The following is a 12,583-nucleotide window of genomic DNA, read 5'->3' on the forward strand; positions in this document are numbered from 1 at the left end:
CGCACTTGATTACGGCTCAAGAGGTTACTGGTTTGAATCCAGTCGAGGTCACGAAACAAAAACGCATCAACCTAATTAACAGGTTTGTGCGTTTTTTGTTTAAAAACCTGTGTCACTTATTGTGTCATTTTTCAAAAACAACATGGATATCATAAAAGATCTGTTTATTTAGCTTTATACTCTTTACTAATTCTAAAGATTTTCACTAATTTTCTCAACCACAAAGGGTCCTACCAATCCTTTTGACCTCGTTTAATTCTACTTCTTCAACAGCGGTGGAGCAATTTGACAATCCTCTACAGGTCTTGTTATAATGGTATTTCTTGCTGTATTTTCCTTTGCAGATATAAACCCCAGAAGCATCAATGGGAATATGTGAAGTGAAGATCAGGAACATGAGCATGAACCCTAATACCCTTGAATATTTATATAAGATGTTTCCGATAACGTTATCCATCAATTAAATAACGGAGCTACATAGGATTTAGTGTAAAGCTTATCACTTCCATAATCGAGCCATTAATCAATGAGGAAAAGTAGGTATTATTTATGTTGAGTAAACAAAAGTTTAAGATAGCCATATGATTATGATATATTCATGGAATGAATAAGTTCTTAACCTTTAACAATCTCAATATTAATAGTAGTATCTAGTCTTCAGTATTTAGTAGTAGTGACAAAACTTGGATTCTATCAATTATACTATTTATTTTATCTTTTAAAACAGAAAAATTGAATTTTTCAAAATCTAAATTTTTAATATTATTTAAAAGATCTTTTATTTCAGGATAACCTTCAAATTGCTTCTCAATATCTATAAAGCCATTAGGTTCAAATAGCTTATCCATAAAATCTTGAACTGGTATTTTAATCTTTTCTTGAGCTTGCCCTCGAATTAACTCAACTACTAAATTAATATCCTCTCCGTCGATGGATTTTGTTCTTTTAACTATATCCCTAATTATATTTGAATTTCTATTTATATCACCAATTTTGAATCCGTTTGCTCCCGAAAAAACTCCTGTCCCATTCATAAACTTTTTCATAACGTCTCGGAATCTTCCGCCATCCTTAATCCAACAATCTATTAGACAATTTGTTTTATTGTCACCGACTTCCGTAGCACAGCCACATAGTGCTATAGTGTTATCCAATTCTTGAGCCGCCAAGCTGATTGAATTGTTGTCTAATGAATTAATAGAACTCACCCCATTTGCACTAAAATAAATAGGGTCATATTCTGGATTTAGCTTAACAATCTCATCCTGTATTTTATTCATTATCACTTGCATATTATTTACCATCATTCCCATTTGATTGGCATTAAATCCGACAGCTGTATTGATATAGTTAAATATGTTTTCGTCCTCAGAGTCAGACCAAGCGACTCCAATAATTTTCGAAAAATCGCTTGCTACCATATCTGCTGGATTAATAGACTTTGCGGTGCCATCCCCATTACCTGATGGTAAAATGTAATCTCCTACATTAACTTTACCAAATACCAAAGTAGGTACTTGCCCCATTAAAGCAACTTTTTCGAAGTTTTTTTCATTTCCTTTTTTTGGCATTGCCCCAACTATTATGGGATTACTTGTAATAGTTACGAATTGATTTGCCTCTGTAAATCTTTTTGATATTTGCCCACCTTTTATTCCAACAACTTCGCCAAAAGATATCTTTTCGTCAGGATAAGCCTTCTTCATCCACTCTGCATAATCGGCTCCCCCAGATTCGAAAGCTACACCAGAACTTGTGCCACTATTTATGTATGCTAATATTTTTAATCGTCCTATAATGAGGTCTATTATCTTCTTAATTATATCATCACAATCACCCAACGTACATGCTGTACCACCTGCTCCCGCAGCATCCACAACAAAATCTTTAAAAGACTTCATTTGCTCAATTACATTGTCGCGAAGTCCTTCCGTATAACTATTTTTAAAATAAGTGTTTCTAATATCTATAATATCAGATGGGCTATTTAAATCATAAGTTCTGTTTTCTGTCACTACTTCCCAAGCACCGCCATCAGTAGGTCCTTTTATTATAGTTTCTACGACATCTACAGCTATTTCTCTGATTTTACCGAAAGTGCCTTCAATTCTGCCCATGGATTCACCACCTTCATTCATAAATGTCAACCAATTTTGGTCTCGGGTAGGGGCATCTCCATTTATTCTTATTGCTATGCCTTGTTCTCCTCCTTCTACCCTTAAAGGATATGCATCATAATTTTTTTGATCAGTTTCTTCGAGTTCTGCTTTTACAGTTACTTGTCCATTTCCAATATTAATTATTTCTTCACTTAATCTAGATGCTGAAGCAGCATGAAATGCATAAGGTACAGCAAGTAGTTTACTATTACTTATGGGACTATAGTTAGATTTGTCGTCATCCTTAATCGCAATTTCCATCCAAATATTTTCAATATCCCATGGGATTTTATTAAAAACACCGCTATTGGATATACCTTCTCCAATTACTAAAGAAAACAGACCAAACTGGTTGGTTATTGCTTCATGTGTTTCGGAGAAATATTTTGTTATAAGTTCATTGTTGCTATAGAGTTCAACTTGTAAGGAAATTTCTTTATTCACCAATATTTCCCCATTAAGATCTCTAGCAATAGCTTGATATTTAATTCCTTGTGGCCCTGATTGGGCTATAGCTCCTAATCCAAATAGAAATATTAATATAATAGAAATCGATAAGTTTTTCATGACTTTTGGTTTTATTTAGAGTTTGATAACCTTATGAATCTCTTTAATAGGTCCATTTATTTTTGAAATTTGCAAAAGGTACATTCCAGTCGTTAAGCCCTCTATGTTCATCGTAAAATTAGAGTCTTCTGCGTTTACGTTAGCTTGTTTAATTAACCTGCCATTTACCTCGAACAGTCTTATTAAAAAGATAGAATTTTCACTTGAACTTAACTCAATATTAAGCTCGGAAGATATAGGGTTTGGATAAATTACCGATTTAAAAAGATTTTCTTCGGTTAAATTTTTACTTAAGAAACTTTGATGAAAGCCCTGTGTAAATATTGCGTTCTCTAAGTAGGCAGTCTCAACAAAGTTTTCTCCTAATGACCATTCTAAAGAGATAAATTCAGTTTTGTCAAACCCACCTTGTGCAGCTATAACTGAAATAGTAGAATTCAGTTCTTGTGCAAAGCTAAAATTCGTTATAAAAATAAATACAAATAATAAGTGAGCTTTTTTCATTGATATAATTCAAAAGACCTTAGAAAGACAAGTAAATATACAGGGGGGGGGGTCTGTGAATATAGACTAATAAATTTAATTACTCGGTAGTTATTCGAATATAATTATATATTAAATCAAGCAATTACGCTTTATTGTCCTTGAATAAATGCATGGTTTTTGTAAATAGCCAAATGTTTTTACAGAAATCAAAATGGTGTGTAACTTGAAGATAAACCATAAAAAAACCCTCTATCAAGAAGAGTTAAAGTAGTTTCCTTTTTTTTTGTTAAATCTTCCTATCTAATAAGTCAACGTATTGTAGCCATTAGCCTGTAATTGAAGCATCCGTACCGAGGCGGTCGGGGTAATGTTGAGACCTTCAAAAAGCGACTCTTCCGCTACGCCTAATTTTTCCATGGCAACACTACATACGCTTACCTTGACCTTTCCCTTATATTTTTGAAAAAACTCTTCCAGTTTCGAATTTTTGACCAATTGGGTCACCACTTTACCTTTTACCACAATTTCGTACTCCTCTATTACAGCACCGTTTTCTATAAGCAGATCATACATGCTTAGCACTCCCTTAAAATGTCTTTCCGTGGTAAGTATGAAGCCATATTTGGGTGTTTTTTCCAGATCCACAATAGTTTGTTGATCTAATTTTTTTTGAGCATGGGCTACTGTAGTTGTAGCGGCCATTACCAAAATGACCAAAAGGGAGCGAAAAATATTTTTCATGAATTCTATTTTTTTGTGTGTAGGTGATTTAAAAATACAGAATTTAATTGCCTTTCCTTATGCAAACAATGAAAAAAACTAGAACCTTGCATACTACCCTTGCACTACACTATCAAATGCCCTAGGAGATAATAGAAATAAAGCCCTAAAGCCTTGCCAATAGCGAAGTATAGCGAAACAACTTTTCCATTTTGATTTCAGTATGGCGTGCCATATCCTAAATATAGATAAAAATATATCCTATTATAAACCTTTGCCAATGACGATACGGAAATCGAGGAGGCTTAACGACAAAAAGAAAAAGAACGCTTGGAGGAAGATTATTGGTAAACTTACGAGCGTTTGCGCAACGAAGTAAAGCCATTGAAAAACGAATAGAACCATTGTGTGTATAAGTCTTTCGGGCTACCTATGAGGAGAAAAGTCAAAAACCGCCTACCGGTAAAGGTTAAAGAACTTTTGAATGAATATGATGAGCTGATAATCCGAAGGTAGCTGGTTCGAGTCTAGGTGGAAAAACAAAAATTAACCCCTTAAATTTCAAGGGGTTAATTTTTTTAGTTTTTCCCTTAAAAATAGGGATTACAGTTTGTGAAATTAGGTAATGGGAGTGTCCATTCAGATGAATTTAGATTAAATCCTTGACATACTGTTACATTTTCAACATCCCAGGCACTTAAGTCCTGATTAAAGGATGAATGAGCAAACATATAAGACATATCAGTAACATTACTTACTTCCCATGAACTTATATCCTGGTTAAAAGGATTAGGGGCTACATTAATATAAAGGTCCAGACTCTGAAACATCCCTTGCATAGAAATAACACTACTCACATCCCATGAGCTAATGTCTTGATTAAAAGAGGAGTAGGCGAACAGGTTATTCATATCAGTAACATTGCTCACATCCCAGTTCCGTATGGGTTGATTAAATGAAGAATTATAAAACATACTTGCCATGTTAGTCACACTACTCACATTCCAGGAGCTTATATCTTGATTGAATACAGAAGTTGAAAACATAGCACTCATATTAGTAACTTTACTTACATTCCAGGCACTAATATCTTGATTGAACAGGCTACCCGCAAACATAACCCACATATTGGTAACATTACTTACATCCCAAGCACTGATATCCTGGTTAAAAGGATTTGGAGCTGAAGCTCCCATTCCTAAGGGACTCCAGAACATTCCTGCCATATTAGTAACATTGCTTACATCCCAGGAACCAATGGATTGGTTGAAATTTAAATCTTTGAACAAATAACTCATACCTGTAACCTTGGTAGTACAAACTTTGGTTATATCTTCACCATCCCGCAACATCTCTCTCAACATAGTTTCATCAACAATAGTGTAGACAACTCCATTAATTGTACCCTGTTCACCAATTTCCCCCCATTCGTAGCATTTTATAGTTATACCATTTTCATCTAGGTATATTGGTGATAGTTTTGGGCATCCATTTTCATCTACATTTTCGCCCTGAGGAGTATTACTACACAGGTCCATGTCATCAGTAACTCCATCTCCATCAGTGTCTTTCTGAGAATCAGAACATCCGTTTTCACCAACCTGTTCTCCACTTGGGGTATCAGGGCAGGTATCCATATCATCAGTTACCCCATCTTCGTCTGAATCTAATATTTCAAAAACAGCGGTAATATCCATGTCGGAATCCATGGTTATGGTAACAGGATTATCTGTAATTTGAATACTTCCGGTCCATTCAACAAATGAATACCCATTAGAAGGGGTAGCCTCCATAGTTACAATAGCTCCTTCATCATAAGTACCACTTGTCGGAGTAACCACTCCCCCCTCTGTTGGGGTTACAGAAACATTTATGGAGAATTGAATTGTCTCGTCATCAGAATCCTTTGTACAACCGAGAAAAAGAAGGATTATTACGGGAATAATTAAAAGTAATTTTTGAAGAGTTTTCATGGTAACATTCTTATTTAACAAAAGAGTAAATACAAATTTATAAGACACTTCAGGAGTCCACAATGATCTCAATCACTCTAGTGAAAGATTGAATTAGATTAAATAAAGGATAAGAGGTAAATTGATTTTTAGAACTTAATTTGTTTTATGGAACTCCGGAAGTTCCAAAATGGAACTACAAAATGGAACTATTAGTGGTGCAAGGGCTATTACCCGAAAATGCTAAATTTTCACGAAGGAAGATCTATGACCTGTATCATTTTACACACCATAACCTTCCCTTACTTTCAATTCTTGGTAAACAGAAAATCAAAAAATGAAAAATGAGTTTAACCATAGAACCGTAAGTATACAGATAGACAGGGTGATACTTAAAGGAAAACTGGCCGTACCCCAAAACCCCATAGGCTTAGTAATTTTTTCTCATGGAAGTGGTAGCAGCCGCCTAAGTCCTCGAAATAACTATGTGGCCGAGATTTTACAAAAAAATCACTTGGCCACTTTACTCTTTGATTTATTGACAGTAGACGAAGACAAAATCTACGAAAATCGATTCAATATCGATTTACTCACACTTCGCCTTATAGATGTAACGCAATGGGCACAACAACTACAAGACACTAAAAACTTGCCCATAGGTTATTTTGGGGCCAGTACTGGAGCCGCATCGGCCTTGAAGGCCGCGGCATTCTATGGTGACGATATAAAAACTGTTATTTCACGAGGTGGACGACCCGATCTCGCGCTAAAAGACCTCCATAAGGTTACCGCTCCCACACTACTAATAGTTGGAGGTTGGGATAATGTAGTTATTGAACTGAATGAAAAAGCCTATCAAGAACTAAAATGCGAGCGGAAATTAGAAATTATACCAAATGCAACCCATTTGTTCGAGGAGCCGGGAAAATTGGAGGAAGTTTCGCGAATATCGGCATCTTGGTTCACTAAACATATGTTGAACAAAAAATAAAAACCCATGTTTGAAAACAGATTTGATGCAGGAACACAACTAGCTAAAAAATTAGCCAAATACAAAAATGAAAACGTAATAGTATTGGCCATTCCTAGAGGTGGTTTACCTATAGGAGCATTAGTAGCAAAAGATCTTAACGCACCATTAGATGTAGTTCTAACTAAAAAAATAGGGCACTCAACCAATAAAGAATATGCTATTGGTGCCGTTGGTCTAGAAAACATCATCTTAACCAATTCCTTGAACATAGACAAAAGTTATATTGACGCCGAGACCGCCCGCATACGTAAAACGCTAAGAGATCGTTACAATCAATATTATAAGCATCAATCACCCTCAAATCTTAAGAACAAGACGGTAATTATAGTCGATGATGGTGTCGCAACGGGCAGTACGTTGCTAGCGACCGTAGAACTAGTATACAAACAAAAACCATCTAAAATTGTAGTAGCCATACCTGTTGCCCCAGTTTCTGCAATCCATAAAATATCGAATACCCAAAATGTAGATGAAGTCATCTGTATTCTTATACCCGATAATTTCCATGCGGTCGGCCAATTCTATAAAGAATTCGAACAAGTTTCTGATCAAGAAGCAATTCACATACTAGAAAAAGCCAATTCCAAAAAAACACTTGGTGGTCTTTAAGTAAAACAAAAATCTTGGTTTGTAAATTCGTTTTAGTTACTTGTAACTATTGATCAACTACCCGTTATTTTTTAGTGGCTTTCACCACCACAAAAGAGCCCTCTCCAAAGCCTTCTTTAGGTATTTGAATTTCTTTAATTTCATCTAATAGGCCAAAGAGGGTTTGATTAAACACTAAATCTATGAACCCAGCCTCCTTAAGCAAAGTTTGTATTCGGCTAACTGTATAAAAATTTGCATTTGCAAAAAATGTACTTCTATGCCGATTTTCTATATACTGTTTGGCCACACTCCTTTCCTTATCTAAAAAGCCGATTAAAATTGTCCCTTTTCTTTTTAGAACCCTATTCGCTTCAGCCAGAGCATATTTGAAATTATCCAAATGACATATCGTTACAAAAAGTACAAAATCAAATTTCAGGTCACCAAATGGTAGCTGTTCGGCATACCCGTCTACTACTGAAATTCCTCTTTTAACGGCTAATGCTGCCATTTCTTTAGCAGGCTCTACACCTTCTTTAATTCCTAAAGGAACAGAAAACTTTCCTGTTCCTAGTCCCACTTCGATACCATGAAGATTTTCGGGTAATTTCTGGAACTGCTCTTTTATAGCCAAAAGTTCTGATTCAAATACCTGAGGGTAGTCTTCGTACCATTGCTCATAGGCTTCAACATTTTGGTCAAATATTTTAGTATGTGGCATTTTTTTTATTTTATGGTTACCTTAAAGATCGAAAGAATGCATTGTCCTTAAAATGATATAGGTCATTTATGGTAGAATTTTTATACTGAAAATAAGGTCTATCAGTAACTCTAAAGAAACTACAACTATGTTGAACTAGGTTTAGTGAAAAAGATGTGAAGGAATGACAAGAACACTAATTGGTTTTCAACTAAATATCAATTTATCAGAAAGCAACTCTTTTTTACTTACACTTAACGGTAATTTCTTACCACTTATTTCGACATTTTTACAGCTGAATTGCTCAATCCTTTTAAGGTTTACAATATATGATTTGTGTATTCTTAGAAATTTTTCTTCTGGCAGCATTTCTTCAAATGCCTTCATTGTTAAATGAACAATGAAATTCTGCTTTGCAGTTACTATGTTTATGTAATCACCAATTGCCTTTACCCATTTAATATCTCGTAGTACAACTTTTACTTTTTTCAAATTACTTTTTACAAGTACGAATTCTTCCTCTCCGATTTGATTTAATATGGTATGTTGCTTTAACGCTTTTTTAACCGCAATATTAAAACTCATTGAGGTAATAGGTTTTAACAAGTAATACGAAATATTATACTCAAACGCTTTTACAGCATAGTCAGAATTACTTGAAGTCATTATTGTTTGTGGCGGATTTTCTAAAGACTCCAAAAATTCGAATGCAGAGAGTAACTGCAAATCAACATCCAAAAACATTAAGTCTATTTTTGAATTCGTTATTTGATGTTTGGCTTCTAACACATTACTACATATGCCAGACAATACCAAGTTCGGATGATTGTTTATCATCTTTTCCATTATCTTTTGCTGTATAATGGAATTTTCCAATACTATACATCTAAGTTTCATATCTTACTTTTTAGTTATTAAAAATATAACCAGAGAACAATATCTCGTTTCATTTACAATGATACAACTGGCGTAATTTTCTCGTAATTCTTAGGTAAATGCCTTTCATAGAAGGATCAATACCTAAAAATTGCATTTAGGTTACTATTTTTCACAGGCATATCTTCAGCAGATAATAAAAATACCTTACCACCTTGTCTAAAGGTTTCTATAGCAGCCAAATTCGTTAATGAAGTATTACTGATATTTTTTGATTTATCTATGATTACCCTATTGGTTTTTAAATCAAACGTGCCAAAAATATCTTTCTCGTTTTCAATGAAAAGCGTATCTACGATACCATTTAACGCGGCACTAAGTATGTTACCTGTTTCATACGAAGTTTTTTGGGTATGATATAATTCTTTAAATTTCAGTATCATATCAGACTCGATTTTTTTAAAATAGGGTTCTATTAGGTTCCAAGAATCTTGATGCAATGAAGTCTTTACTTTAAATTCTGGATCACCACCTAAATGCTGATCATAAACGTTTTTATAAGAACTTGTTTGTTTATAGAAACTGTACAGGTAATCGGTACAAGCCAATAATAAAGGGGCATTTTGATTTTCAATGGTCTTTTTTACTCCTTTATCAACCTCCCTAAAAAATTTGACCAACTCTTTTTTATTATCATCCTTACCCTCCCCATGTCCATGAAATAAACCTGCCCCACCTATATTCTGTCCACTTCTAAACTGTAACATTTTTGGCTTATAATCAAACCCAATGGCCTCTTCTAAGCGTTTGGGTGCAAAATCTTCGACGTATAGATCTTCAAAATGATATCTTGATGCTTTAAACAGCTTTACATAATCACGACTAAGTTCCAAAAGATAATAGAGACCGTCATTTTGGTATAGTGGCAACAAGGGCTTCAGGTAAAAATGACTTGCTACAAATGTTTGTGTCTCAAAAGGTAGGGGTATCTGGTAGTATTGTAACCCCGCTTCGGAATCTAGAAAGATAGCAAGTCCGTCAGATGGGTTTCGCCATAAATCTACCCTATTTAATAATTGTACTATTGGCTCAAGGTAATCTTCTACCTCATTCTCATGTAGTTGATGCTGCAACAATACTACTCGCACCTCTTCTAAACAATTTTTCAACAATGCTTGGGCCAAATGAAGGTTTTGTTGCATCCCTTGTTTATCCATCGAAAAATATATTGACACGCAATAAAGGGCGTTCCTCTTTATCAATGTTTCAAAAGTTGTCTTTGTTAGCGGATGTTTTTCAGCAGTATACATATTCAATCAATTTTCTGCCAAAGTACCGATTGCACAAAAGAGGTAAAATGATTTGAATCAGGTAGTAAAAAATACTGTGTTAAAATCTGATGAAGAATAGAAGTAATTTATTCGAAAGTTCTACTTTATCTTTTTAAACTTGTTTTTTATTATTTATGCATTTTTGGATGGATGCCAAAAGTTCTTCAAATTCAAAAGGCTTCGCGAGATAAGCATCTGCACCAGCATCCATGCCTGTCTTTATATCAATTTTTTCAGATTTGGCACTGAAGAATATAAATGGTATTCTTTTTAAATCAGGACTTTCACCAAGATTCTTAAGTACTGTAAAACCATCCATTTCGGGCATACGAAGATCACAAAGTATTAAATCTGGCAGATGACGTTTAATTTTTTCTAACCCTATCTTACCATTTGAAGCCGTCAGAGTAGCATAGCCTTCTAGTTCTAGAAGTTCGGAAGTATTTTCTCGAATGGCATTATCATCTTCTATGATAAGAATTTTGATCATACGTAAAACCAATTAAGTTTCTAATTTTTGGAGAACATAAAAGATACAAAATTAATATGTAGGAAAAATAATATTTTCAAGCTTCATGAATTGTAATTAAATATAGAGGGCATTTGAAAGTAAGACTTACAGTTAAACATCCTTATCACACAAAATCAAAACCCATTTAAACACCTAACCAATTTTGGGTAGGTTACCCGTAATCATTGCGCTATTTCATTGAAAAAAGTAAATGACGACTACATTTCATGTATGACGTACATCATTTCATAGTAAACCATCGAAGATTACTTTGTTATGAAATTTATTATCAATTATAACTTTAGAAATATGAATATTCCAATACTAACCATTTTTACTATCCTCATTTTAGTAATCTTATGTTTAAATCAAAAGAAATATGCCGTGCACAAGGCAAAACTTAGAGGTAAAAGTGAAAGATCAGAAATGCTTCTACAAAAGCTAGACCATTGTTTAAACACTAATAACCTTGACCATAAAGTCCCAATAACTAATTGGCATGAATAGTTTCAATATTATACTATGAAAACGACAATACTATTAATTTCATTTTTCTTCGTAACGTTAGCCAAATCACAAAGTATAAGCAAGTTATATGAAAAGGCCAATGCATCTGTTGTACTCATTAAAACGTGGCAACCAGAAATATATGGCCAGGGAAAAATGAAAACCATGGTTACCTTAGCAGGACTTGGGTCGGGTTTCGTTATTTCAAATGACGGTGATATTATGACCGCGGCACATATTGTACAGAGTGCCGCTATGATCAGGGTAGTTTTCTCGGATGGAGAAGAACTACCGGCACAGGTTCTTTACTCATACCCGACTGCCGATGTTGCATTGATCAGACTGACCGAATCGAAAAACACCCCGCTATCTGTTGTTACTTTGGCCGATTCGGATAAAGTTAAAATTGGTGATCAAGTTTTTGTCATCGGATCACCTTTTGGTTTGGGCCATTCGCTGTCGGTTGGCTATATAAGTGGAAAATATTCCCGTAAACAAATCTCAAGCGGATTCATAAAGACAGAATTCTTACAAACCGATGCCGCTGTAAACGAAGGTAGCTCTGGCGGACCATTATTTAACATGAAAGGAGAAGTAATTGGCATTGCCAGTTTTATATTAAGTCATTCCGAGGGGTTTCAAGGTATATCGTTTGCGGCGACCTCTAATATTGCCAAAGAGCTTCTTTGTGACGAGAGACCCATTTGGACCGGTATTGAGGCATATTTCATTACCGCACCTTTAGCGGAAATATTGAACTTGCCACAAATTGCCGGGGTAATGGTACAAAAAGTAGCCCCACAATCTATAGGAGAAAACCTAGGTCTACGGGGATCATACTATAAACTAAATATTGAGGGTGATCAATTAGATGTTGGTGGTGATGTTTTATTGACTTTTAATGACATACCGCTAACAAATGAAAAAAATCTGGCTAAGGCGTGGTCTTTTATACATAACCTTCAATTTGGAGATACATTAAAAGCCACCATCTTAAGAAAGGGTAAAATCATGAATTTGGCATTAAAAATTCCTAAAACCGAAAAATTTTCGCCAAACTGACCTAGGTCATTTTAAAAAGGTACTGCTCGTATTACATTAGCACAATAATAATCAAACATTATAAAGTTCTTTGAAATTAATAACCATT

11 protein-coding genes are annotated in these 12,583 nt (G+C 34.6%); 3 read left to right on the forward strand and 8 right to left on the reverse strand.

Going from position 1 to position 12,583, the window contains the following annotated elements; genetic code table 11:
* Nucleotides 1–650: 650 nt before the first annotated feature.
* From AACZ41_RS11170 to AACZ41_RS11185, 4 genes are all read right to left on the reverse strand, one after another.
* A complete protein-coding gene (locus tag AACZ41_RS11170) occupies nucleotides 651–2,726 on the reverse strand; it encodes a hypothetical protein (protein ID WP_339628536.1) in 2,076 nt (691 codons plus the stop codon).
* A gap of 15 nt (nucleotides 2,727–2,741) precedes the next feature.
* Complete coding sequence (locus AACZ41_RS11175) at nucleotides 2,742–3,230, reverse strand: T9SS type A sorting domain-containing protein (RefSeq protein ID WP_339628539.1); 489 nt, start codon at nucleotides 3,228–3,230, stop codon at nucleotides 2,742–2,744.
* Nucleotides 3,231–3,512: 282 nt separating this feature from the next.
* Complete coding sequence (locus AACZ41_RS11180) at nucleotides 3,513–3,953, reverse strand: DsrE family protein (RefSeq protein WP_339628540.1); 441 nt, start codon at nucleotides 3,951–3,953, stop codon at nucleotides 3,513–3,515.
* A gap of 569 nt (nucleotides 3,954–4,522) precedes the next feature.
* Complete coding sequence (locus tag AACZ41_RS11185; RefSeq protein ID WP_339628541.1) at nucleotides 4,523–5,905, reverse strand: BspA family leucine-rich repeat surface protein; 1,383 nt, start codon at nucleotides 5,903–5,905, stop codon at nucleotides 4,523–4,525.
* Between the two features lie 316 nt (nucleotides 5,906–6,221).
* Between AACZ41_RS11185 and AACZ41_RS11190 the strand changes: the two genes are divergently transcribed.
* Both AACZ41_RS11190 and AACZ41_RS11195 read left to right on the forward strand, forming a co-directional pair.
* The gene (locus tag AACZ41_RS11190) at nucleotides 6,222–6,875 is read left to right on the forward strand and encodes an alpha/beta hydrolase (protein ID WP_339628543.1); all 654 of its coding nucleotides are present in this window, start codon (nucleotides 6,222–6,224) and stop codon (nucleotides 6,873–6,875) included.
* Between the two features lie 6 nt (nucleotides 6,876–6,881).
* Entirely contained in the window at nucleotides 6,882–7,526 is a 645-nt protein-coding gene (locus AACZ41_RS11195; protein WP_339628545.1) for a phosphoribosyltransferase family protein, read from the forward strand.
* 64 nt (nucleotides 7,527–7,590) lie between these two features.
* Here AACZ41_RS11195 and AACZ41_RS11200 read toward each other — a convergent pair whose 3' ends face one another.
* The 4 genes from AACZ41_RS11200 to AACZ41_RS11215 form a co-directional block, all read right to left on the reverse strand.
* Entirely contained in the window at nucleotides 7,591–8,229 is a 639-nt protein-coding gene (locus tag AACZ41_RS11200) for a class I SAM-dependent methyltransferase (RefSeq protein ID WP_339628547.1), read from the reverse strand.
* A 186-nt stretch (nucleotides 8,230–8,415) separates the two neighbouring features.
* Nucleotides 8,416–9,105, reverse strand: a complete 690-nt coding sequence (locus AACZ41_RS11205) for a LytTR family DNA-binding domain-containing protein (RefSeq protein WP_339628549.1) — start codon at nucleotides 9,103–9,105, stop codon at nucleotides 8,416–8,418.
* A 116-nt stretch (nucleotides 9,106–9,221) separates the two neighbouring features.
* Entirely contained in the window at nucleotides 9,222–10,301 is a 1,080-nt protein-coding gene (locus AACZ41_RS11210) for a hypothetical protein (protein WP_339628550.1), read from the reverse strand.
* Between the two features lie 226 nt (nucleotides 10,302–10,527).
* Nucleotides 10,528–10,905, reverse strand: a complete 378-nt coding sequence (locus AACZ41_RS11215; protein WP_339628551.1) for a response regulator — start codon at nucleotides 10,903–10,905, stop codon at nucleotides 10,528–10,530.
* 543 nt (nucleotides 10,906–11,448) lie between these two features.
* Between AACZ41_RS11215 and AACZ41_RS11220 the strand changes: the two genes are divergently transcribed.
* Nucleotides 11,449–12,495: a trypsin-like peptidase domain-containing protein gene (locus AACZ41_RS11220; protein ID WP_339628552.1), complete on the forward strand. Its 1,047-nt coding sequence runs from the start codon at nucleotides 11,449–11,451 to the stop codon at nucleotides 12,493–12,495.
* Nucleotides 12,496–12,583: the final 88 nt, after the last annotated feature.

The sequence above is a fragment of the uncultured Maribacter sp. genome (genome assembly GCF_963974015.1).
Classification (GTDB): domain Bacteria; phylum Bacteroidota; class Bacteroidia; order Flavobacteriales; family Flavobacteriaceae; genus Maribacter.